The sequence below is a fragment of the Streptomyces sp. HUAS MS02 genome (assembly GCF_055702265.1).
Genome location: NZ_CM146747.1, coordinates 5954861 through 5978591, shown reverse-complemented (window position 1 = coordinate 5978591; position 23731 = coordinate 5954861). Strand labels below are relative to the sequence as shown.

Below are 23731 nucleotides of genomic sequence, written 5' to 3'. Positions count from 1 at the left end.
GTTTTCCACGCTCTTGCGAGCAGTACTAACAGCCTCCGGCCCGTGAAACCGGCCGAATAATCAACGTTCCACCCATGAGCAACCACCGTCGGACGTTCGCCGACGTTGTGGCCCTGGATCTCTTGCGAGATCTAGATGCTCCTTAGAAAGGAGGTGATCCAGCCGCACCTTCCGGTACGGCTACCTTGTTACGACTTCGTCCCAATCGCCAGTCCCACCTTCGACAGCTCCCTCCCTTACGGGTTGGGCCACCGGCTTCGGGTGTTACCGACTTTCGTGACGTGACGGGCGGTGTGTACAAGGCCCGGGAACGTATTCACCGCAGCACTGCTGATCTGCGATTACTAGCAACTCCGACTTCATGGGGTCGAGTTGCAGACCCCAATCCGAACTGAGACAGGCTTTTTGAGATTCGCTCCGCCTCACGGCATCGCAGCTCATTGTACCTGCCATTGTAGCACGTGTGCAGCCCAAGACATAAGGGGCATGATGACTTGACGTCGTCCCCACCTTCCTCCGAGTTGACCCCGGCAGTCTCCTGTGAGTCCCCATCACCCCGAAGGGCATGCTGGCAACACAGAACAAGGGTTGCGCTCGTTGCGGGACTTAACCCAACATCTCACGACACGAGCTGACGACAGCCATGCACCACCTGTACACCGACCACAAGGGGGCGACCATCTCTGGCCGTTTCCGGTGTATGTCAAGCCTTGGTAAGGTTCTTCGCGTTGCGTCGAATTAAGCCACATGCTCCGCTGCTTGTGCGGGCCCCCGTCAATTCCTTTGAGTTTTAGCCTTGCGGCCGTACTCCCCAGGCGGGGAACTTAATGCGTTAGCTGCGGCACCGACGACGTGGAATGTCGCCAACACCTAGTTCCCACCGTTTACGGCGTGGACTACCAGGGTATCTAATCCTGTTCGCTCCCCACGCTTTCGCTCCTCAGCGTCAGTAATGGCCCAGAGATCCGCCTTCGCCACCGGTGTTCCTCCTGATATCTGCGCATTTCACCGCTACACCAGGAATTCCGATCTCCCCTACCACACTCTAGTCTGCCCGTATCGAATGCAGACCCGGGGTTAAGCCCCGGGCTTTCACATCCGACGCGACAGACCGCCTACGAGCTCTTTACGCCCAATAATTCCGGACAACGCTCGCGCCCTACGTATTACCGCGGCTGCTGGCACGTAGTTAGCCGGCGCTTCTTCTGCAGGTACCGTCACTTTCGCTTCTTCCCTGCTGAAAGAGGTTTACAACCCGAAGGCCGTCATCCCTCACGCGGCGTCGCTGCATCAGGCTTTCGCCCATTGTGCAATATTCCCCACTGCTGCCTCCCGTAGGAGTCTGGGCCGTGTCTCAGTCCCAGTGTGGCCGGTCGCCCTCTCAGGCCGGCTACCCGTCGTCGCCTTGGTGAGCCGTTACCTCACCAACAAGCTGATAGGCCGCGGGCTCATCCTTCACCGCCGGAGCTTTCCACACTCATCGGATGCCCGAGAGTGTCGTATCCGGTATTAGACCCCGTTTCCAGGGCTTGTCCCAGAGTGAAGGGCAGATTGCCCACGTGTTACTCACCCGTTCGCCACTAATCCCCACCGAAGTGGTTCATCGTTCGACTTGCATGTGTTAAGCACGCCGCCAGCGTTCGTCCTGAGCCAGGATCAAACTCTCCGTGAATGTTTACCCGTGATCGGGTCGACACCACGAGAGCGGAACCACCGGAGGAATAATCCGATGGTTCACAGCATCCTCGCTGTGTTTGTTTCAAAGGAACCTCGTCCCAGCAGATGCTGGAGACGGGGTATCAACATATCTGGCGTTGATTTTTGGCACGCTGTTGAGTTCTCAAGGAACGGACGCTTCCTTTGTACTCACCCAAGCTGTTCTCGGGCTTTCCTCCGGGCAGTTTCCCTTCGGTCTTGCTGTCTTGCGTTTCCAACCTTACCAGATCCGTTTTCCGTTCCGTTTCCGGTCGGAATTCTTTTCCGGTGGCCGTTGGAGGGCCTTACCTAATTGATTGCCTTGCGGCTTTCTTTCGGTGAGTCCGACTTTATCAGAAGTTTTTGACCGGACTTACCGGCCCTGCGTTCCTGATTCATCGGGTGGACTCGCTCGGGAATGTTGCATTCACAAGGAGTCGGTAGATTTTTCACGGCCGCCCCTGGGGTATGACCACCTCTAGGCAACTGTTCTAATCTACCTCCCCACATCGGCCGTGTCAACGGCTCTCGCGGGAACGAAGAGGAGACTAACAGCCCGACGGGGGTGGATGCACATCAGGCGGCGGTAGGGACCGCGGCGCTGCGTTCGTGCTCCTCGACATCGCCCGTGTCACCGGCCCGGACGGCGCGCCCACCCAGGACGTACACGTACGCGAGGAAGGCGAGCTCGGCGAGGACGCCGATGCTGATGCGGGCCCAGGTGGGGAGGCCGGACGGAGTGACGAAGCCTTCGATGGCGCCGGACACGAAGAGGACCAGGGCCAGGCCTATCGCCATCCCGAGGGCGGCTCGCCCCTCCTCGGCCAGGGCGGACCGGCGGGTGCGGGGCCCGGGATCGATGACGGTCCAGCCGAGCCGCAGCCCGGTGCCGGCTGCCACGAAGACGGCGGTCAGTTCCAGCAGGCCGTGCGGGAGGATCAGGCCGAGGAAGACGTCGAGACGGCCGGCCGAGGTCATCAGGCCGATGCCGACGCCAAGGTTGAGCATGTTCAGGAGCAGGATCCAGAGGACCGGCAGGCCGAGGAAGATCCCCAGGACCAGGCACATCGCGGCGGCCTGGGCGTTGTTCGTCCACACCTGGGCCGCGAAGGACGCGGCGGGGTGGCTGGAGTAGTACGTCTCGTACTGACCACCGGGTCGGGTCATCTCGCGGAGCGCGTCCGGGGCGGCGATGCCGGCCTGGACTTCCGGATGGGTACCGATCCACCACCCCAGGAGCACGGCGACGAGGGTGGAGAGCAGGGCTGTGGGGACCCACCAGTGACGGGAGCGGTACACCGCTGCGGGGAAGCCATGGGTCAGGAAGCGGGTGACGTCGCGCCAGGAGGCGCGCCGGTTTCCCGTGACGGCGCTGCGCGCGCGTGCCACCAGTTGGCTGAGGCGCCCGGTGAGCTGCGGGTCCGGAACGCTCGACTGGATCAGTGAGAGGTGGGTGGCGGTGCGCTGGTAGAGGGTGACGAGTTCGTCGACCTCGGCTCCGTCGAGGCGGCGCTGGCGGCGGAGCAGGGCGTCGAGGCGGTCCCACTCGGCACGATGGGCTGACACGAAGACATCGAGGTCCATCGGGTGTGCTGCTCCTTGTCCCTCTCGCACTGCGTGCCGGCTTGTCGCGCTGGTCCTACTCATCGCACTGGTCGTACTGGTCGTACTGGGGCGCGATATGCCCTCAGCTTGGCAGACTGGCCACTCTCGGGGCAGGTCAGGGGATGAATCCGGAAGGGACTACGGGTGTGAGTGAGCTAGTGACGGGCGAGGCGGTGGCGCTGGAGCTGCGTCCCGCGAAGCTGCCGAGCCGAGCGCTGGCCGTGCTGCTCGACCTGGTCGTGGCCGTGGTCGTCTACCTCGCGGTGGTCCTGGTCCTGGTGCTGTCGACGGCCGGTCTGGACGAGGCGGCGCAGACGGCGATATCCATCGCGAGCTTCCTGCTCGTCCTGGTGGGTGGGCCGATCGCGGTCGAGACGCTGAGCCATGGGCGTTCGCTGGGGAAGCTCGCCTGCGGGCTGCGGGTGGTGCGCGACGACGGGGGACCGATCCGGTTCAGGCACGCGCTGGTGCGCGGGGCGGTCGGGGTGGTCGAGATCCTGATGACGTTCGGGGTCGTCGCCTGCATCGCCTCGCTCGCGTCGGCGCGCGGGCGTCGGCTGGGTGACGTGTTCGCGGGGACCTTGGTCGTGCGGGAGCGGGTTCCGGCCGGGCGGGCGGCGTTCGTGCCGCCGCCCCCGCCGTGGCTCGCGGGACGGTTCTCCGCGCTCGACCTCTCCGCCGTGCCGGACGGGCTGTGGCTGGCCATCCGCCAGTACCTGACGCGGATGCGGCAGCTGGACCCGCACGTCGGCGCGGCCATGGCGGAACGTCTCGCCTCTGACCTCGCGGCCCGTACCGGGGCTCCGGCGCCCTACGGGGTGCCGCCGGGCGCGTATCTGGCGGCCGTGGTGCACGAGCGGCAGGCCCGGGAGGCTCGCCAGGCCTTCCAGGGCACGGCCGGGGTGGGTTCGGGTGCTGGTGTGGGTGCCGTTGCGGGTGGTCCGGCCCCGGCCGCTGGTGGCCCGTCCCCCGCTGCGGGCGGCTTCGGGTATGCGCCGCCCGCGGGAGCCGCAGGTCCCGCACCCCTATCCCCACTCGCACCCTCTGGGCCCGCCGCCGGCGTTCCCGGTCCGGCCGCCCCCGGCATCCCGCCCGCTCCCGAGTCGCCGCACGCGCTGTCTCCCGAGCGGCCGCCGAGCACCGGGTTCGCCCCGCCCGCCTGACTCCCCGCCGCCGAGTCCCGCCTCAGTCGAACGTGGACGGCGGTGTCTCCAGGTGCTCCAGCTCGATTCCGGGTGCCGCCAGGACGACGTCGCCCGCGATGTGAACGGTGTGCCGCTCGCCCGTGTCCAGGGCTGTGACCTGGTATTCATCCACCATCAGGGGGCCGTTGTCAGTGGCGTGTGCTTCTCTTTCGATCAAGGCCCAGGACTGGTCGAGGGTGCGCGGTGCCAGGACCGGCTCGGTGAAGGCGACGAGGCGTACGCGGGTGGCCGGGGCGGAGGGGGTGAGGCGCAGCAGGCGGGCGGTGGCGATCAGGAACGCCGGGGAGGTGCCGGTGAAGGCGTGGGCGCGGACATTGCCTTCGGTGGCCTCCGTGCCGGTGGGATCGGTGCGCACCCAGGTGACGCCGTCCAGGGCGGCGCCGCGGACCTGCCAGCTCGCGGCGTGGAGTTCGAGGCGGATGGGGCGGCCGAGTTCGTCGATGGCCAGGTCGACGGAGCCGGCGTGGTCGCCGGAGGGGGCGGTCAGTTGGGAGACATAGCGCCAGCCGGAAGGGCCGGGCGCGCAGTGGAAGTGTTCCTCGGCGAGGAGGGTGTGGTCGTGCGGGTCATGGAGCGAATACCGGCCGCGGGGCATGGGGGTCCTGGGTCTTGACGGGCGGGTCCGGCCGACGGGACTGAGGCGCCGAACGGGCAGGCCCCCGGCACGGGGGTGCGGGGGCCTGCCTGGGTGCTTCTGCCTGGGTGGGTGCGTCGAGGTGCGACGCACCCACCGCCGGGCGGATCAGTAGCGGTAGTGGTCCGACTTGTACGGGCCCTCGACCTCGACGCCGATGTACGCGGCCTGCTCCGGACGGAGGGTCGTGAGCTTCACGCCGAGCGAGTCGAGGTGGAGGCGGGCGACCTTCTCGTCGAGGTGCTTGGGCAGCGTGTACACGCCGATCGGGTACTCGGACTGCTTGGTGAACAGCTCGATCTGGGCCAGGGTCTGGTCCGCGAACGAGTTGGACATCACGAACGACGGGTGACCGGTGGCGTTGCCCAGGTTCAGCAGACGGCCCTCGGACAGCACGATGAGCACCTTGCCGTCGGGGAACGTCCAGGTGTGGACCTGCGGCTTGACCTCGTCCTTGACGATGCCGGGGACCTTGGCGAGACCGGCCATGTCGATCTCGTTGTCGAAGTGGCCGATGTTGCCGACGATGGCCTGGTGCTTCATCTTGGCCATGTCCGAGGCCATGATGATGTCCTTGTTGCCGGTCGTGGTGATGAAGATGTCGGCCTTGTCGACGACCTCGTCGAGGGTCGTGACCTGGTAGCCGTCCATCGCCGCCTGCAGGGCGCAGATCGGGTCGATCTCGGTGACGATGACACGGGCGCCCTGACCGCGCAGGGACTCCGCGCAGCCCTTGCCGACATCGCCGTAGCCGCAGACCACGGCCGTCTTGCCGCCGATGAGGACATCGGTGGCACGGTTGATGCCGTCGATCAGGGAGTGGCGGCAGCCGTACTTGTTGTCGAACTTCGACTTGGTGACGGCGTCGTTCACGTTGATCGCCGGGAAGAGCAGGACACCGTCGCGCTGCATCTCGTACAGGCGGTGGACGCCGGTGGTGGTCTCCTCGGTCACGCCGCGGATCTCCGAGGCGAGCTGGGTCCACTTCTGCGAGCCCTCGGTGATGGTGCGGTTGAGGAGTTCGAGGATGACGCGGTGCTCCTCGTTCTCGGCGGTGTCGACCGCCGGGACCTCGCCGGCCTTCTCGTACTCGACGCCCTTGTGCACCAGGAGGGTGGCGTCACCGCCGTCGTCCAGGATCATGTTCGGGCCGCCGGTGGGGCTGTCCGGCCAGGTCAGCGCCTGCTCGGTGCACCACCAGTACTCCTCCAGCGTCTCGCCCTTCCAGGCGAAGACCGGGACGCCCTGGGGGTTGTCCACCGTGCCGTTCGGGCCGACCGCGATCGCGGCGGCGGCGTGGTCCTGGGTGGAGAAGATGTTGCAGGAGGCCCAGCGGACCCGGGCGCCGAGGGCGACCAGGGTCTCGATGAGAACAGCGGTCTGCACGGTCATGTGCAGGGAGCCGGTGACACGGGCGCCGGCCAGCGGCTGGGACTCGGCGTACTCCTTGCGGATCGCCATCAGACCGGGCATCTCGTGCTCGGCGAGGGTGATCTCCTTGCGGCCGAACGCGGCCAGGGAGATGTCGGCGACCTTGAAGTCCTGCCGGTTGTCGACAGTCGTCATTACGAACTGCTCCTCGGTGTCGGGTCGAGGGTGGGTAGGGCTGGTCTGCGCGGCGGCGGGCACAGGGGTGCCCCGAAGGAGACACGGGCATGCCCGCGTGCGCGCAGCGCAGTCCGTCGGAGGCCCTCTCTCCCTCGGTCGGTCCGCAGGGGGACCGCCCGACCGCCATCAGCAGCGACGTCTGGCTCCGTCCCAAGCTACACCGGTTGGCTCGGCCTGCCCCAGTCCGCCTGCGTACAGATCGAGCCGAAGAGAGCGGTCCGGCGGGGAACGGGCAGGGGCCCGTCGCGGTCGTTCGTGCGACGGGCCCCGGTGTTCGGTGCCTGGTGGAACGGCCCGATAGGGCCGGTGGGTCAGTGTTCGGCGGGAGCGGTCGGGCCGCCGGGCGCGGCCTCGGGGTCGGCGCCCCGGGAGGCTTCGGCCTCGCTGTAGATGTCGGGCTCCAGGTAGATGACGCGGGCGATCGGGACGGCCTCGCGGATGCGGGCCTCGGCCGCGTTGATGGCGTTCGCCACCTCGGTGGCCGTGTCGTCGTGCTGGACGGCGATCTTGGCGGCGACGAGGAGCTCTTCGGGGCCGAGGTGGAGGGTCCGCATGTGGATGACGCGGGTGACGGTGTCGCCGTCGACGACGGCCCGCGCGATCTTCTCGACGTCCTCGGCGCCGGCGGACTCGCCGAGGAGGAGGGACTTGGTCTCGGCGGCGAGGACGATCGCGATCAGGATGAGCAGGACGCCGATGCAGAGGGTGCCGATGCCGTCCCAGACGCCGTCACCGGTGATCAGGGCGAGGCTGACGCCGCCGAGGGCGAGGATCAGGCCGACGAGGGCGCCGAGGTCCTCCAGGAGGACGACCGGCAGCTCGGGGGCCTTGGCGTGGCGGACGAACTCGGTCCAGGACTTGTTGCCCCGCAGGACGTTGGACTCCTTGATGGCGGTCCGGAAGGAGAAGGTCTCGGCGATGATCGCGAAGACGAGGACGCCGACCGGCCAGTACCAGGCCTCGATCTCGTGCGGGTGCTTGATCTTCTCGTAGCCCTCGTAGAGGGCGAACATGCCGCCGACGGAGAAGAGGACGATGGAGACGAGGAAGGCGTAGATGTAGCGCTCGCGGCCGTATCCGAAGGGGTGTTCGGCAGTCGCCTCACGCTTGGCCTTCTTGCCGCCGAGGAGCAGCAGGGCCTGGTTGCCCGAGTCGGCCAGCGAGTGCACGGACTCGGCGAGCATCGACGACGAGTTACTGAAGAGGAACGCCACGAACTTCGCTACCGCGATCGCTAGGTTGGCGGCGAGTGCCGCCACGATCGCCTTGGTGCCGCCTGACGCGCTCATGTGTCCGAGGTGTCCCTTCGCCTACGCATACGTCTGCGCGTGGGATGGGTACCCACGCTTCGGTCCGTCACCGGCCGGGCTTTGCCCGCCTTTTGCAGGGGGCATTGTTGCAGCCCGGCCCCATGTCGGTGCGTCGGGTCGTGGATCGGGCGGGGAGGTGGAGCGGAAGGGGGCGTGGAACGGAGGTACGTCAGGCCGTCACGCGATCACGGTCGCGCGGAACAGCGTGCCCGGGCCGGACACCTCGGCCTTCTCGTCCGCCGGTACGAAGACGGACTCGCCGGGGGCGAGGGTGTGTTCGCCCGCCCGGACCGAACCGGCCGTGCAGAGAAGGATCTGCGGGGTGGCGCGGGTGAGGTCGTGCGGGGCGGTGGCCTCGGGGAGGACGAAGCGCGAGAGGCGGAACTCGTCGATGGGCGTCTCGTAGACCTCTTCGCCGTCGGGGGACGCCTCCGGACGCAGCACACCCGGGTCGGTCGCCTCGAAGCGGACGATGCGCAGGAGTTCGGGGACGTCGACGTGCTTGGGGGTGAGGCCGCAGCGCAGCACGTTGTCGGAGTTGGCCATGATCTCGACGCCGAGGCCGTTCAGGTACGCGTGGGGGATCCCGGCGCCCAGGAACAGGGCCACGCCGGGCTGCAGGCGTACGTGGTTGAGGAGCATGGCGGCGATGACGCCTGGGTCGCCCGGGTAGTGGTGGGCGATGTCGGCGTAGGGGGCGTGGGCGCCGCCGAGGCGGGCGCAGGCGGCCGCGGCCTCGGTGACGGTGTGGGCCATCTCCTCGGGGTCGGCGCCCAGGACGGCGGTCAACACCTCGCGCAGCGCCGCCTCTTCGGGGTGGGCGTGCAGGAGGTCGACGTAGGGCTTGAGGGAGTCGACGTCGAGGGCGTCCAGCAGCTCGGCGGCTTGCAGCGGTTCACGGAAGCCGCACAGGCCGTCGAACTCCGTGAGGGCGCAGATCAGTTCCGGCTTGTGGTTGGCGTCCTTGTAGTTGCGGTGGCCCGCGTCGATCGGGATGCCGCGCCGCTCCTCGTCCTCGTACCCCTCCCTGGCCTGTTCGAGGTCGGGGTGGACCTGGAGGGAGAGGGGCGCGCCGGCGGCGAGGAGCTTCAGGAGGAAGGGGAGGCGGGGGCCGAACTTCTCGACGGTCCGGGTGCCCAGCTCGCGTTCCGGTGCCTCGTCGATCACCTCGGTGAGGGGGCCGCGTCCGGTGCGCGAGGGGGCGCCGGGGTGGGCTCCCATCCACATCTCCGCCTGCGGCTCGCCGGTGGGGGCCACTCCGAGGAGCGCCGGGATGGCGGTGGTCGAGCCCCAGGCGTAGGGGCGGACGGTGTTGTCGAGGCGGTCCATGGTGTGTGTTTCTCCGTACGTGGGGAGCCGGCCGGGCCCCGGTCGAGGTCGGGACCGGGCTCCGCGCGGGTCGGGCTTCGGAAGCGTCCGTGAGGATCAGGCTCCGGAAGCGAGCGACAGGTAAACGGCGGCGAAATCAGTGATGGCGATCATCTCCGCGAGGGTCTCCAGGTCGCTGCCCTCCTCGGGTTCCAGCTCGCTGATCGCGGTGTCGTGGCCGAGGGCCAGCTCGCGGGCGGCCGGGACGGCGCTGAGGCCACCGGTGGGGCGGTCGCGCAGGAGCACCACGCGCGCGTGGAGGGCGGGCGGGTCCTCGACGCGGTCGCGGAAGAAGTCGTCGGGGTCGGCGCTCGCGGCGAGCGGACCGGACAGCAGCACCCTGTGCGAGGCGAGCGCCTCCGGCAGCTGGGCGACGAGGGCCGGGCGCCCCGCCAGTTCGGCGAGCGCGGAGGCGAAACGGCGGCCCACGGGGCCCGCGGCCTGGCCCTCGGTCCAGATCACCGGAAGGGCGTCGGCCAGCTCGGCGGCGAGCGTCTTGGCCGGATTGCCGTAGGTGGCGATGGCGGGGCCGCAGCGCTCGGCGACGTGGTCGAGGCGGTCGGCGACCTTCTGCAGGGCGTCCGGCGCGGCGGCGACCACGCCGGTGCGGTCCAGCAGCGCGAGCATCGGGGTGAGCAGCGCCCACAGCACGCCGGGGGCGGCGGCGCCGAGGGGCACCTCCTGCTCGTACGGGCCTGTCGCCATCGGTACGAAGAGTCCGTGGGCGCCTTCCACGGCCTCGGCGACCGGGGTGCGGGGCGGGGCGACGGCGACGACCGTGCAGCCGCGGCGGTAGGCCTGGTCGATCAGGAGCGACAGGCCGGGTTCGGCGCCGTCGGCGGTGGCGATCAGGAGGAGGTCGACCGAGCCCGCCCAGCCCGGGAGGTCCCAGCGCAGGGCGCCCGCCGCGGGGGCGACGCCGGTGGGGTGCAGGCGGGTGATGGGGCAGCTGGATCCCGCGAGGGCGCCGAGCAGGTCGGCGACGCCCGCGGAGGCCATGCCGGGGCCCGCGATCATGAGGGCGCGTGGCCTGCCGTCGGGTTTCAGGTCGGGGATGCCGGCCTCGGTGCCGAGACGGATGGCCGTGCGGACCCGGGCGCCTGCCTCGGCGGCGCCGCGGAGCAGGTCGCGGCGGTCCGCCTCCGACAGGGCGTCGGGGGTGTCTAGCAGCGATTCGTCGAGCATGGGCGGCAGCCTCCGATCGCCGGGTGCCCTGATGCGCCTTTTCGCCGGGTTTCCCGGCTCGTGCGGGGTTACGCCTTGCGCGTGAGCGTGATCGCGCGGGACCTGCGGGTCACGCGGGGCGGCGGGCCTCGTCGACGAGGAGCACGGGGATGCCGTCCCGGATCGGGTAGGCGAGGCCGCAGTCCTGGCTCGTGCAGGTCAGCTCGGTGTCCTCCTCCGTGAGGGGGGCGTGGCACGCCGGGCAGGCGAGGATCTCCAGGAGGCCGGCTTCGAGCGGCATGTCGGGGTCCCTTCGGGGGGCGGGTTCGTGCGGTGCGGCCTGGTCAGAGTACCGCCGTGCGGGGGTTGGCGCCGGGGTTGGGGGCCGGTGCCGTTTTCGCCCGCGCCGCCCTTACCCGTCCCTCCCTCAAGGGGCTGCGCCCCTTCGACCCCCGGACGTCCCTCCGGTGGGGGCTGTCGCGCAGTTCCCCGCGCCCCTTCAGGGCGCGGTCACGCCCTGATGATCGCCAGGACCTCGTCCCTCACCCTTGCCATCGTCGACTCGTCCCTCGCCTCCGCGTTCAGTCTCAGGAGGGGTTCCGTGTTGGAGGGGCGGACGTTGAACCACCAGTCGGTGGCGGAGACCGTGAGGCCGTCGAGGTCGTCGAGGGTGAGGTCCTCGCGGTTCTCGTACGCGGAGCGGATCGCGGCCAGGCGGTCCGACTGGTCGGCGACCGTGGAGTTGATCTCGCCGGAGCCGGCGTAGCGGTCGTACTCGGCGAGGAGGCCGGAGAGGGGGCCGTCCTGGCCGCCGAGGGCGGCGAGGACGTGGAGGGCGGCCAGCATGCCCGTGTCGGCGTTCCAGAAGTCCGCGAAGTAGTAGTGGGCGGAGTGCTCGCCGCCGAAGATGGCGCCGGATCTGGCCATCTCGGCCTTGATGAAGGAGTGGCCGACACGGGTGCGCACCGGCGTGCCGCCGTTCTCGCGCACCACCTCCGGGACGGACCAGGAGGTGATCAGGTTGTGGATGACCGTGCCCTTGCCGCCGTGCTTGGCGAGTTCCCGGGAGGCGACCAGGGCGGTGATCGCGGAGGGCGAGACGGCGTCGCCGCGCTCGTCGACCACGAAACACCGGTCGGCGTCGCCGTCGAAGGCGATGCCGAGGTCGGCGCCCTCCTCGCGGACGCGCTTCTGGAGGTCGACGATGTTCGCCGGGTCGAGGGGGTTGGCCTCGTGGTTCGGGAACGTGCCGTCCAGCTCGAAGTACATCGGGACCAGGTCCAGCGGCAGGCCCGCGAAGACGGTGGGGACGGTGTGGCCGCCCATGCCGTTGCCCGCGTCGACGACGACCTTCAGGGGGCGGACGGAGGTGAGGTCGACGAGGCCGCGCAGGTGCGCCGCGTAGTCCTCCAACGTGTCCCGGTGGGTGATCGTCCCCGGTGTGGCGGCCGGGGCCGGGGCTCCCGACTCGCTCCAGGCCTCGACCAGCTCGCGGATCTCGGCGAGACCGGTGTCCTGGCCGACGGGGGCGGCTCCGGCCCGGCACATCTTGATGCCGTTGTACTGGGCGGGGTTGTGGGAGGCGGTGAACATCGCGCCGGGCAGGTTCAGCGCGCCCGACGCGTAGTAGAGCTGGTCCGTGGAGCAGAGGCCGATCTCGGTGACGTCCACGCCGAGCGCCGCCGCGCCGCGTGCGAAGGCGCGGGACAGGCCGGGCGAGGAGGGCCGCATGTCGTGGCCGACCACGACGGCGTCCGCGCCGGTCACCTGGGCGAAGGCCGCGCCGAAGAGCTCGGCCAGGGGCTCGTCCCACTGGTCCGGGACCACCCCGCGTACGTCGTACGCCTTCACGATCGTCGACAGATCAGCCGCCACGGCCACACCCTCCTGAAGTCCCCACCGGATCACCCCAAACTACCCGGGCGGACCGACGACCGACGGTGGTACCTCCGAGTGGCCGCCCGGGACGGCGCCGGTCCCGGCCGGAGAGCCCTCACGGAAGCATCCATTCCAGTACGGGCGTGCTCTGCCCCACCACGATCAGACACATCACCAGCAACAGCCCGAGGCTCCATGGCAGCACCTTGCGCAGCAGGTCGCCCTCTCGCCCGGCGAGGCCGACGGCGGCGCAGGCGATGGTGAGGTTCTGCGGGGAGATCATCTTGCCGAGGACCCCGCCGGAGCTGTTGGCGGCGGCGAGCAGTTCGGGCGACAGGCCCGACTCGCGGGCCGCGCTCACCTGGAGGGCGCCGAACAGCGCGTTGGCGGAGGTGTCCGAGCCGGTGACCGCGACGCCGAACCAGCCGAGGACGGGCGACAGGAAGGCGAGTCCCGCGCCGGCCGCCGCCACGAAGTGGCCGATGGTGGCGGCCTGTCCGGAGAGGTTCATGACGTGGGCGAGGGCGAGCACGGACGTCACGGTGAGGATCGCGAACCGCAGTTCGTGGACCGTCGCGGCCCACTCCCTGACCGCCACGCGCGCGTGGACCCCCAGGACGACGGCCGTGCACACACCGGCGAGCAGCACCAGCGTGCCGCCGGTGGACACGATCGGCCAGGTGAAGACGTTGCCTCCCACGGGGTCGCCGGTGGGGTCCGCGACGTTCAGGAAGGGCCAGTCGTACGTCCGCGTCGCCCCGGCCAGCCGGCCCTTCACCGCCGGGATCTGGGCGACGGAGAAGATCACGACGATCAGCGCGTACGGGGCGTAGGCGCGCAGGACTTCGCGCCGGAGGTCCCGCTCGTCGAGGTCGTCGCCGCGTACGCCGGTCAGGACGGCGGCGCGTACGGGCTCGGCGGCGGGGCGTCGCGCCTGGGGCATGGCGACGAGGGCGCCCGCGCCCAGCAAGGCGGCGCCGATGTCGGCGAGTTGCGCGGAGACGTAGTTGGAGGCGATGAACTGGGCGACGGCGAAGGCGAGTCCGCAGGCCAGAGCGGGCGCCCAGGTCTCGCGCAGCCCGCGCCGCCCGTCGACGAGCCAGACCAGGACCAGGGGCACCACGAGGGCGAGCAGCGGCGTCTGGCGGCCGACCACGGACGCGACGGTGTCCAGGGGCAGTTCGGTGACCTGGGCGAGGGTGACGACCGGGGTGCCCATGGCGCCGAAGGCGACGGGCGCGGTGTTGGCGACCAGGGCGACCACGGCGGCCTTCACCGGTGCGAAGCCGAGCGCGACGAGCATGACGGAGCAGATGGCGACCGGCGCGCCGAAGCCGGCGAGGGCTTCCAGGAGCGCGCCGAAGCAGAACGCGACGACGAGCGCCTGGATGCGCGGATCGTCGGAGAGCCGTCCGAAGGAGCGGCGCAGGATGTCGAAGTGCCGGGTGTGGACGGTCATCCGGTACACCCACAGGGCGTTGACGACGATCCACATGATCGGGAAGAGGCCGAAAGCGGCCCCCTGGGCGGCGCTGGAGAGCGTCTGGCCGAGCGGCATGCGGAAGGCGAGCCAGGCGACCAGAAGGGCCGCCAGAAGGCCGACGAGGCCTGCCAGATGGGCTTTCAGTCGCACACCGCCGAGCAGGACCAGGACGGTGACCAGGGGCAGGGTCGCGACGAGGGCGGACAGGCCGAGTGAACCGGCCACGGGTTCCAGTTGCTGGACGTACACGGAGCCTCCCCAGATTCCGCGATACGGAAGCGGCTTCTCACGGCACGGGCGCCCGGAATGATCGCGTCCACACCAACAGGACGTCAACGGGTGCGCGCCACGGAGCGGAACGGCGCGAACGGAAACAGCCACGACAGGATGGAGGGCGACGGGACGGACGGCGACGGGACGGATTCACGGGCTCACCGGCTCACCGCAACGAGCCCTCGCGGGGCTTCAGTTCGCGAGGTGCGTCCGGGGGTCGGCCGTCGGGGAGCGCGTGCTCAGTTGTCCGGGGAGCGCAGCACCCGGAGATGGCCGCGCCGGGCGACCTCCATGGGGTCGGCCGTGCGGGCACCGCCACCGGCCTCGGCCGCACGCTGCTGCGGACGCGCCGCCTCGCGCACGGCGTTGGCGAGGGCCTCCAGGTCGTCACCGCTGGGGCGCGCGGGGGCCGAGGCGTCCAGCAGCCGTACGACCTCCCAGCCGCGCGGCGCGGTGAGGCGCTCGGAGTGCTCGGCGCACAGGTCGTAGCAGTGGGGTTCGGCGTAGGTGGCGAGGGGGCCGAGGACCGCGGTCGAGTCGGCGTAGACGTACGTCAGCGTCGCGACGGCGGGGCGGCCGCAAGCGGTGCGCGAACAGCGACGTACAGGGCTCACGACGTTGGACGGTACCGCACTCTTGAGCGGGCCGCGACGACTCTGCACCAGGTCACTCCCCCGTGTCGTGCTGTGAAACGCCCCACACGCCCCTCCGAACCCACGGCGTTGACCTGCGAGTAACCCCGCGTCCGGAATGCCGAACGACGCCGATCGCGATCAATTTTCTGTACAAACCAGGCCAATTGGCGCGAGTTCGCCGGTCTCGTGGAGATACGGAAACGAGCCCAACCTTGGCTGGAATGGTCATCCGGCGACACGCAAACCGGCGCGCCGGAGTACCGCCGTACGGCGCGCCGGTTGGACATGCCAGGTCAGCGGTGCGGGTCCGGGGGGCGCGGCCGGGAGTGTGGAGCCGGGCGGGCGGACCGTCCGGGGACTACGCTTCACAGGTGATGGACGACCTCGTACCGCCCCGCGCCGCCTCCGCACCCGGGCCCCGCCGCCGTGATCGGCACGGCAGGGGGATGCGCGGGCCGATCGCGCCGCCGCAGGTGCCGCTCGCGGCGAGCCGCGCGGACGTCTTCGCCGATCTCGTGCAGGACTCCGTGGAGCGGCTGGAGCGGCGGTGGCCGCAGCTGGCCGACATCGACTTCCTCGTGCTGGAGGTGCCGCGGCTCGACGGGCCGTCGGACGGGGCGTGGAACGACGAGGCGGTGCCGCTCGGGGGGATCGTGGGGGCGCGGGAGGGACGGCCGGCTCGGGTGGTCGTGTATCGGCGGCCGGTGGAGATCCGTACCAAGGGGCGGGAGGAGCGGGCCGCGCTGGTGCATGAGGTCGTGGTGGAGCAGGTTGCCGAGTTGTTGGGGCTGAATCCGGAGACTGTGGATCCTCGGTACGGGGAGGACTGACCGGGGGGTGGGGCGCGCCCCGGAGGGATTTCGCCCCCGCCGCCCCTACCCTTCCCATCCCCCAGGGGCTGCGCCCCTTCGACCCCCAAGCGTTCGTCCGGTGGGGCTTCTCGCGCAGTTCCCCGCGCCCCTTGAGGGCCTACGGCCACTCAGGGGACCCCGTTCCCCCCCCCTAGCGCTGCATGATCGACAGGTCCTGGTGGGCCTTCGGGACCGCTACCGTGCCTCGGTCGTTCGGGAGGGTCTGGATGGTGAAGGCGGGGATGTTGTCGAACTTGGATTCCAGGGTGCGGGAGGCGTAGACGGGGCCGCCCGACGTCGACTCCACGGTGAGCGCGTAGGCGCCCCTGAGGCCGTTCGGGGCGGGCATCTCCACGTTCTGGGTGGTGCCGGCCTTGATCGTGAAGGTCTTCGTCGTGGCCTCACCTCCCCCGCTGCCGGCGGACGCGGTGATCTTGACCTTGGCCGCGGCGGTGGGCGCCGTGAGGGCCAGGGTCGTGCCCTTGGCGCGGTTGTCCGTGACCGTGGCACGCGCGCCGACCGCGCGGGTCGCCGGGATGAAGGCCGTCTCCCGGCTCGCGCCCTTGCCCCGGACGACCCGGAGGGCGGCCACCACCGGGACCGAGTCGCCGGTGGGGGTGAGGACGAGGGATCCGGGCTCGCCACGTGTGATGTCGCCCAGGTCGGCGGTGGCGGTCATGCCGCCCTTGACGTGCAGCGTCTCGTTGCCTGCCGGGGTGATCGGGCCGTTGGGCGAGTTGAGGCGGAGCTTCAGGTCGGCGTCGGTCTCGCCGGGGGCGTACGCGACCAGGGTGACGGAGGAGGCGTCCTTGGGGATGCCGGGGAAGACGAGGCTGCCGGCCGGGTCGGCCGCGGCGGACAGCCAGTCGCCGCCCTGCTTGTCGTCGAGGGCCTGGACCGCGGCGGCGACCCGGCCGCTGCGGACGCTGACGTGGACCGTGAGGTCGGCCTCCTTCGCCGTGGCGAGCGTCGACAGCAGGACCGGCTCGTCGGAGCTGGGCTGCACCGTGATGCCGTCGCCGACCGTGGACTTCAGGGCGCCGTCCTTGCCGAAGAGCTCGATGTCGACGACGGCCGCCGAGTCGTCCGGGTTGACGAGGTGGACGTAGTCGGTGCGGCCCGCGGCCGTGCTCGCTCCCGGGAACCAGAACTCCGTGTCGGGGGCGGCACAGTTGACGCCGAGCAGACCGCGGCCGGTGCCGGCGGCGACCTCGGTGGTCTCCTGGACCGTCCAGCCGGGCGCGAACTTCCCCTCGGCGGTGCCGATCAGCGCGGGCGAGTCACCGCCGTCGGTGCTGTCGGTGACGGGCTTGCCGGGCTCCTTGACCTCGATGACCGGCTTGGCGGCCTTGCCCTTGCCGCTGTCGCCGCCCTTTTCGCCCTTGTCGTCCTTGCCGGCATCGCCGCTCTCGTCGGGAGCTGTCGATCCCCCGCCCGCCGCGACGAGTTCCGCGCCGCCCTCTTCGCCGGTGCCCTCGGTGACGGGGGTGAACGCGGTGTACGCCGTCTCCGCGACGTCAGAGGTGCTGGGCTGCGGGCAGAGCAGATTCGTCCGCTGCACGGGCAGTTGGGCGGCCGCCTTCGCCGTGGTGTCGCCGCCCGAGGCGTCGGGCGCGGAGAGCGTGGCGAAGCCGGTGACGGCGGCGAGGGCGGTCGCGCCGGCGATCAGGGACAGGGTCTGGCGGTTCACTGCTGGCTCCCGTCGGGGCGCTCGGTGTCGGCGGCGCCGGTGCGGTGCGACGGGTCGTACGTCGCGTCGTAGCCCTGGGCGTACGTCTGGTCGTACGAGGCCGTGTGGTTGCCGTAGGTGGCGTACGGGTCGTACTGGGCGCCCTGGTAGGGGTCGGCCTGGTAGTGCTGCTGGTCGTAGGTGCCCGCCGGGTACTGCTGTCCGCCCTGGTAGGCCTGGTCGTAGTGGCCGTACTCGGCGCCCGCCTGGTCCGCGGTCGCCCACTCCCCGTACGGCTGCTGCTGCGGGACGGGGGCCCCGGCCGGAACCTCCTCCGCCGGGGACGGGAGGCCCGCGTCGGTGGACTGTTCGGCCTCCGCCTCCGCCTGGGCGCGCAGCCGGCGGGCGCGACGGCCGTCACCGGTGAGGTCCTCAGCGGGCACGGCGACGGGCTCGTCGGGGAGGTCGTCGTCGACGTCCCGGCGGCGGCCCGGCAGGGCGAGGACCACGAGGACGACGGCGAGCGAGCCCTGGGTCCACAGCCAGCCGGTGTGGGTCACCGGGGCGTCGAAGGTGACGTCCAGCCTGCCGCCGTCGACGGGCAGTTGGAAGCCCTGGGCCCAGCCGTCGACCGTGGTCGGGGTGAGGGGCTTGCCGTCGAGGGTGGCCGTCCAGGACTCGTCGGCGGTGTCGGCGAGACGCAGGACCCGGCCCGAGCCACCGGCCGGAACGGTGGTGTGCACCTCTACGGGGCCGGCGGCGACGGCCCGGGGGGCGCCGGAGGAGGCCTCGATCGTGACGCGCGCGACTTGGCGGTCGACCCGCCACAGGGCGCTGCCGTCCTGCTGGCTGAGCCTGCTCAGGCCGGGTGTGGCGTCCAGGACGCGGCTGACCTCGCGGGGCGCGCCGGGCCGGACGAGGACGTAGCGCACGGCGAAGCCGCCGAGTTCGTCGGTCTGGTCGGCGCCGGAGCCTGCCACGAGGTTGGCGACGACCTTGTCGAGCCGCTCGTTCTCCCCGGCGCCGGCGGTGAGTTCGGCGTCACCGAGGCGGACGCCGGAACCGCGGACCAGGGTGTAGCCGACCTCGGCGGTGGAGTCGCTGTCGAGGACCAGGGTGCGGGCCTGGTCGCGGGTGCCGCTCTCCTCGGCGACGAACGCGGGCACCTGGACGGGGTCGCGGCGCTCCAGGGGGCCGTCGGCACCGCCGAGCACCCAGCCGGCGGCGGCCAGCAGCGGGCCGACGGCGGCGGCGAGCGCGATGAGCACGGCGACCGGCTGGCGCCAGCCGAAGCTCTGCTCGGCCACGCGGTGGCGGGCACCGTCGGCGCCCAGCGTGGCGGCGGCGAGGAGGGCGAGGCCGTAGACGAGCGTCGCGGGGCCGGCCCAGGTGGAGCCGTTGGAGAGGACCGCGAGGACGAGGGCCACCAGGGCGGCCGTCCAGGCGGTCCGGATGGCCGGCTGCCGTTCCGCGCGCAGCAGGGCGGCCAGGGCGGCCAGGACGACGCCGATGAGCGTGAGCCCGCCGACCGTGCCGGGTCCGCCGGGGCTGATGCCGAGCAGATCGGTCGCCGAGGCCGTGCCGGAGCCGTACTCCAGGCCGGCCTCCTCGAAGAAGCCGAACGGCAGCAGCGTCAGCGACCAGGGGGCGAGGATCAGCAGCGGCGTGCCCAGCTGGGCGAGGAAGCGCAGGCCGTAGGCGGTGATCTCGCGGCGGCGCACGACGAGGAGCCCGAGGCCGAGGAGCAGCGCGATGGGCCACACGATCGGGGTGAACGCGGTGGTGATCGTCAGCAGCAGCGCGTACGCCCAGGTGGCGCGCCAACTGCCGCGCGCCCCCGTGCTGTTCGTGAGCCCCGCGGCCGCGGCGCCCGCGCGGGCGATGAGGGGCAGCAGGATCGCGAGGACGGCGGTGCCCAGGCGGCCGGTCGCGAGCGCGCCGGTGACGGCCGGCAGGAAGGCGTACGCGATCGCGGCCCAGGCGCGCAGCAGCCGGGACTCGACCAGGCGGCGGGAGGCGAAGTACGCGGTGAAGCCGGCCAGCGGCACGGAGGCCACGAGGAGGACGGTGACCGCGAGCCCGGTGGAGCCGAACAGCAGCGAGGCGAGCAGCGCCACGACGGCCAGATACGGCGGAGCGGCCTCGGCGTCGCCCGCGCCGACCGGGTGCCAGGCGTCGAGGTAGCGCGACCAGAGCTCGGCGGAGTCCGCGGGCGCGGGCAGCAGGGCACCGCCGGCCAGCGCGCCACCGCCGAGCAGTCCACGGCAGGCGACGAGCGAGGCGAGCAGCAGGAGGGCGAAGAGGACGGGGCCGGGGGCGCGTGCGACCCGCTTGAGCCGGGCGAACTGCTCGACCTGGAGGAACTCGGCGTCGTCGTCGCCGGGGCCCGACTCGATCCCGCCGCCGTGCCGTCCGGCCGGGGAGGTCTCGGCGTCGGAACGGCCGAACAGATCACCGGCGGCCTGTTCGACGGTGGCCCGGACGGTCGCTCCGGGCGGCGGGAACAGCGCCCGCAGCTCGCCCTTGTCCAGCTGTGAACGGCCTCGTCTGCGCCGACCGGCGATGATCCGCTCGGGCCGCAGCAGCACGCTCAGCAGGCCCCGGACCTCGTCGACGGCCTGTCCGGGGACCTTGCCGACGAGATACGCGACGACCCTGAGCAGGGTGCCGAGAACGATGCGCAGCAGCACCCAGGGGAGCTGTGCCGTGCGGGAGTTGACGAGGAGGGTGTAGACCGCGCCCGCCTTGTCGACCATGTGCGGGGAGGCGGCGCTGCGGCCCACGCAGTCGACGGTGCGGCGCTCGCGCGAGGATGCCTCGGCGTGCCGGACGACGGCCTCGGGGGCGACGAGAACACGGTGTCCGGCGGCGGTGGCGCGCCAGCACAGGTCGACGTCGTCCCGCATGAGGGGCAGTCGGCGGTCGAAGCCGCCCAGCTCCTCGAAGACGTCGCGGCGGATCAGCATGCCTGCGGTGGACACGGCGAGGCTGGGCCGCACGTGGTCGTGCTGGCCCTGGTCCTGCTCGCGGCGGTCGAGGCCGGTCCAGCGGCGGCCGGAGGGGGCGATGGTGACGCCGACCTCCAGGAGCTGACGGCGGTCGTACCAGCCGCGCAGCTTGGGGCCGACGACGGCGACGTCGTCACGGCCCAGCTCGCGCTCGTTCTCCACGACCCGCAGCAGTTCGGCGAGGGCGTCGGGTTCGGGGGCGCAGTCGTCGTGCAGCAGCCACAGCCACTGGACCGGCTCCCCGTGGGGGAGCTCGGGCATGTCGTACGCGTCGTCGCGCCAGCTGCGGGTGACCGGGTCCCAGCCGCTGGGGCGGCGGAGGTAGGCGAGGTCGTCCTGGGTGAGGACGCCCGCGGTCCGGTTGGCCTCCTCGACGGCCTGGCCGAAGCCGGTGCGCCGGGCGAGGTGCAGGACGCGGTCCGCGCCGAGGGCGTCGGAGAGGAGCTGGGCGGAGTCGTCCGCGCTGCCGGTGTCGGCCGCCATGGCGCTCTGGACGGGACGCTCCTGGCCGAGCAGCCCGGCGAGCGCGTCGGGCAGCCAGCGCGCGCCGTCGTGCGCGACGAGGACCGCGGTCACCACATGACGTGGGAATTCGGGCGTGGCAGCGTCGTGGTGGGCTGCGGTGTGGCTGTGCACGGACATCGAGGTACGGGCCCCGGTTCGGTGGACTGTGGTGGACGTCTGTGTCCGGCGAGGACAGCGGGACGTCTCGGACGAGGGCCCACACTAACGGCTGAGCAGCACGGCGGCCCGCCGCCTGTGGACAACCCACGCGCGACGGGCCGGACATGTTCGGTTGTTTCTGTTCGACTGCTCCCGGGACGGGTCGGGTTCCGGGACGGGTCAGACGGCCGCCTTCTTGAGACGACGGCGCTCGCGCTCCGACAGGCCGCCCCAGATGCCGAACCGCTCGTCGTTCGCGAGCGCGTATTCGAGGCATTCGGAGCGGACCTCACAGGCGAGGCAGACCTTCTTGGCCTCGCGGGTCGAGCCGCCCTTCTCGGGGAAGAAGGACTCGGGATCGGTCTGGGCGCACAGCGCGCGCTCCTGCCAGCCGAGTTCCTCGTCCGCGTCGTCGACCAGCAGTTGCTGCACGAGCTCGGTCATGTGCGCCCCTCGTCCGTCTTTTCGCGTCCCCGTCGTGCGGCCGTTACCGATTTCGGCTGAACGACACGAGTGAAATTACAAGTGTGCTGCTACGGGCGAGTCAAGCCGAGATCTGCTATTGAGCCCCTTATTCACTCTGCGGAACCAAGGCTATGCGGAAAGTGTTCAAATCGGCATAAACCTGACAGCAGCGCAGCCGCAGAGGGGAGTTCTCACCGGATCACCCTTCCTTACGGGGAAAGACGCCCAGGAGTTCGATCTCGTTCCGACCCGATCCGACTCGCTCGTTCCGGGTTGTGCCCCATGTGTCCCCGACTCCCCCAGCACAAACCTTTCACCGTGCGGTTGCACCGGAAGAGGTGAACGGGCATCCACATACCGGACGCGAAGTTGACAGCGGAGGTGTGAACCGCTGTGCTTGTGGGCATGCTCGCGCACTTGGCACTCACCACGACCCGGACCGCCGGGTCCCACGGTGCTGCCCGCTGCCGCTGTAGCTGTTGCTGTCCCAGCTGTTGAGCCTTCCCCGCTCCGGCTGCCACTGAGCCCGTCCCGGCTCGGCTGCTGTTCCCGCACGCGAAACCCAGCCCTCCCCCACGCACTCATCGTTGAGGACCACCTCTCTTCATGAACAGCGACAGCGACCTCCAGATCGCCGGCGACCTCCTCGAAGTACCGCACCTCCTCCAGGCGCCGCGCCAACACCCCGTCACCGTGGCCGAGTTCGCGGGCCTGGCCCGTTCCCTCGCCGACGACCGCTCCCGGTGGGAGCACCTCGTCGAGTACGACGCGACCACCCGCTGGTACCACCGGCTGCAGACCGGGCCCGGGTACGAGGTGTGGCTGCTGTCCTGGGTGCCGGGCCAGGGCACCGGGCTGCACGACCACGGGGGCTCCTCCGGCGTGCTGACCGTGCTCGACGGCACGCTGACCGAGCGCACCGACCGGGGCACGCGCGTGCTCGACGCGGGCGCGCAGCGGGTGTTCGCGCCGGGCTACGCGCACGAGGTCGTCAACGACACGCTGGAGCCGGCCATCAGCCTGCACGTCTACTACCCCGGCCTGACGGACATGCCGATGCACACGAAGGCCTGCGCGGCGCGGACGGCGACCGTCACGGCCTGAGCGGTCACCCGGGCCCCGCCGAGCCCGCGGGGCCCCTCCACCGGGAGCGCGCGAAACCGGTCGTGATCGCGGCCGGGGGACCCGTTGTCGCACCCGCCTGCGAGACTGAGTGCCATGCGCATTGTGGTTCTGGCAGGCGGCATCGGTGGTGCCCGGTTCCTGCGCGGTCTGAAGCGGGCCGCGCCGGACGCGGACATCACGGTCATCGGCAACACCGGGGACGACATCCACCTCTTCGGGCTGAAGGTCTGCCCGGACCTCGACACGGTGATGTACACCCTCGGCGACGGCATCGACGAGGAGCAGGGCTGGGGCCGGGCCGACGAGACCTTCCACCTCAAGGAGGAGCTGGCCGCGTACGGCGTCGGGCCCGAGTGGTTCGGGCTCGGCGACCGGGACTTCGCCACGCACATCGTGCGGACCCAGATGATCGGCGCCGGATATCCGCTGAGCGCCGTCACCGAGGCCCTGTGCGACCGGTGGAAGCCCGGCGTGCGGCTCATCCCGATGACCGACGACCGTGTCGAGACCCATGTCGCCGTCGAGCAGGACGGCGAGCGCAGGGCGATCCACTTCCAGGAGTACTGGGTACGGCTGCGGGCCTCCGTGCCGGCCGAGGCGATCGTGCCCGTCGGCGCCGAGCAGGCGAAGCCGGCGCCCGGGGTCCTGGAGGCGATCGCCGAGGCGGACGTGATCCTCTTCCCGCCGTCGAACCCCGTCGTCTCCGTCGGCACCATCCTCGCCGTGCCCGGCATCCGGGAGGCGATCGCCGAGGCGGGGGTCCCCGTCGTCGGCCTCTCCCCCATCGTCGGCGACGCGCCCGTGCGCGGTATGGCCGACAAGGTCCTCGCCGCCGTCGGCGTCGAGTCCACGGCCGCCGCCGTCGCGGAGCACTACGGCTCCGGGCTGCTGGACGGCTGGCTCGTCGACACGGTGGACGCGGGCGTCGTCGAGCGGGTCGAGACGGCCGGGATCCGGTGCCGGGCCGTGCCCCTGATGATGACCGACGTGGACGCGACGGCGCAGATGGCACGTGAGGCGCTGGCACTGGCACAGGAGGTACGCGGAGCGTGAGCGACGGGCTGAGCGGTGGGCTCGGGGATACGGGCGGAG

Annotated in this window: 17 protein-coding genes and 1 rRNA gene; 4 read left to right on the top strand and 14 right to left on the bottom strand. The window is 71.0% G+C overall.

All coding sequences use genetic code 11. The features are described 5' to 3' along the window. Positions 1–146: 146 nt before the first annotated feature. A 16S ribosomal RNA gene (locus ACZ9QC_RS25765) occupies positions 147–1672 on the bottom strand. A gap of 599 nt (positions 1673–2271) precedes the next feature. Next, positions 2272–3279: a stage II sporulation protein M gene (locus ACZ9QC_RS25760; RefSeq protein ID WP_472915282.1), complete on the bottom strand. Its 1008-nt coding sequence runs from the start codon at positions 3277–3279 to the stop codon at positions 2272–2274. A 167-nt stretch (positions 3280–3446) separates the two neighbouring features. Between ACZ9QC_RS25760 and ACZ9QC_RS25755 the strand changes: the two genes are divergently transcribed. Further along, on the top strand, positions 3447–4463 hold the full coding sequence (locus ACZ9QC_RS25755) for an RDD family protein (protein WP_472915281.1): 1017 nt from the start codon (positions 3447–3449) through the stop codon (positions 4461–4463). Between the two features lie 22 nt (positions 4464–4485). On the opposite strand, the gene ACZ9QC_RS25750 is transcribed toward ACZ9QC_RS25755, so the two are convergent. From ACZ9QC_RS25750 to ACZ9QC_RS25710, 9 genes are all read right to left on the bottom strand, one after another. Then, positions 4486–5100 carry a hypothetical protein gene (locus ACZ9QC_RS25750; RefSeq protein ID WP_472915280.1) on the bottom strand — a complete coding sequence of 205 codons (615 nt, stop codon included), beginning with the start codon at positions 5098–5100 and terminating at the stop codon, positions 4486–4488. A gap of 147 nt (positions 5101–5247) precedes the next feature. Further along, the gene (gene ahcY, locus ACZ9QC_RS25745) at positions 5248–6705 is read right to left on the bottom strand and encodes an adenosylhomocysteinase (protein ID WP_472915279.1); all 1458 of its coding nucleotides are present in this window, start codon (positions 6703–6705) and stop codon (positions 5248–5250) included. A 353-nt stretch (positions 6706–7058) separates the two neighbouring features. Beyond that, complete coding sequence (locus ACZ9QC_RS25740; protein WP_472915278.1) at positions 7059–8036, bottom strand: cation diffusion facilitator family transporter; 978 nt, start codon at positions 8034–8036, stop codon at positions 7059–7061. Between the two features lie 198 nt (positions 8037–8234). Then, positions 8235–9386, bottom strand: a complete 1152-nt coding sequence (manA, locus tag ACZ9QC_RS25735; protein ID WP_472915277.1) for a mannose-6-phosphate isomerase, class I — start codon at positions 9384–9386, stop codon at positions 8235–8237. 96 nt (positions 9387–9482) lie between these two features. Further along, positions 9483–10610: an SIS domain-containing protein gene (locus ACZ9QC_RS25730; protein WP_472915276.1), complete on the bottom strand. Its 1128-nt coding sequence runs from the start codon at positions 10608–10610 to the stop codon at positions 9483–9485. 109 nt (positions 10611–10719) lie between these two features. Next, the gene (locus tag ACZ9QC_RS25725) at positions 10720–10890 is read right to left on the bottom strand and encodes a Trm112 family protein (protein WP_005485663.1); all 171 of its coding nucleotides are present in this window, start codon (positions 10888–10890) and stop codon (positions 10720–10722) included. A 209-nt stretch (positions 10891–11099) separates the two neighbouring features. Further along, complete coding sequence (locus tag ACZ9QC_RS25720; protein ID WP_472915275.1) at positions 11100–12464, bottom strand: phosphomannomutase/phosphoglucomutase; 1365 nt, start codon at positions 12462–12464, stop codon at positions 11100–11102. Positions 12465–12582: 118 nt separating this feature from the next. After that, positions 12583–14199: an L-lactate permease gene (locus ACZ9QC_RS25715; RefSeq protein ID WP_472915274.1), complete on the bottom strand. Its 1617-nt coding sequence runs from the start codon at positions 14197–14199 to the stop codon at positions 12583–12585. A gap of 263 nt (positions 14200–14462) precedes the next feature. Further along, a complete protein-coding gene (locus ACZ9QC_RS25710; RefSeq protein WP_086804662.1) occupies positions 14463–14885 on the bottom strand; it encodes a DUF3499 domain-containing protein in 423 nt (140 codons plus the stop codon). 347 nt (positions 14886–15232) lie between these two features. Here ACZ9QC_RS25710 and ACZ9QC_RS25705 point away from each other — a divergent pair, with 347 nt between their 5' ends. After that, positions 15233–15688, top strand: coding sequence for a metallopeptidase family protein (locus ACZ9QC_RS25705; RefSeq protein ID WP_316731763.1), 456 nt, complete (start codon positions 15233–15235; stop codon positions 15686–15688). A gap of 172 nt (positions 15689–15860) precedes the next feature. On the opposite strand, the gene ACZ9QC_RS25700 is transcribed toward ACZ9QC_RS25705, so the two are convergent. The 3 genes from ACZ9QC_RS25700 to ACZ9QC_RS25690 form a co-directional block, all read right to left on the bottom strand. Further along, a complete protein-coding gene (locus tag ACZ9QC_RS25700; RefSeq protein WP_472915273.1) occupies positions 15861–17399 on the bottom strand; it encodes a DUF5719 family protein in 1539 nt (512 codons plus the stop codon). Then, positions 17396–21028: a glycosyltransferase family 2 protein gene (locus ACZ9QC_RS25695; protein ID WP_472915272.1), complete on the bottom strand. Its 3633-nt coding sequence runs from the start codon at positions 21026–21028 to the stop codon at positions 17396–17398. The genes ACZ9QC_RS25700 and ACZ9QC_RS25695 overlap by 4 nt, the downstream gene beginning before the upstream one ends. A gap of 201 nt (positions 21029–21229) precedes the next feature. Beyond that, the gene (locus tag ACZ9QC_RS25690) at positions 21230–21493 is read right to left on the bottom strand and encodes a WhiB family transcriptional regulator (RefSeq protein ID WP_003975777.1); all 264 of its coding nucleotides are present in this window, start codon (positions 21491–21493) and stop codon (positions 21230–21232) included. Between the two features lie 627 nt (positions 21494–22120). Between ACZ9QC_RS25690 and ACZ9QC_RS25685 the strand changes: the two genes are divergently transcribed. Then, positions 22121–22618, top strand: a complete 498-nt coding sequence (locus ACZ9QC_RS25685; RefSeq protein ID WP_472915271.1) for a cysteine dioxygenase — start codon at positions 22121–22123, stop codon at positions 22616–22618. 114 nt (positions 22619–22732) lie between these two features. Next, positions 22733–23692 carry a 2-phospho-L-lactate transferase gene (cofD, locus tag ACZ9QC_RS25680; protein ID WP_472915270.1) on the top strand — a complete coding sequence of 320 codons (960 nt, stop codon included), beginning with the start codon at positions 22733–22735 and terminating at the stop codon, positions 23690–23692. The last annotated feature ends 39 nt before the right edge of the window (positions 23693–23731 follow it).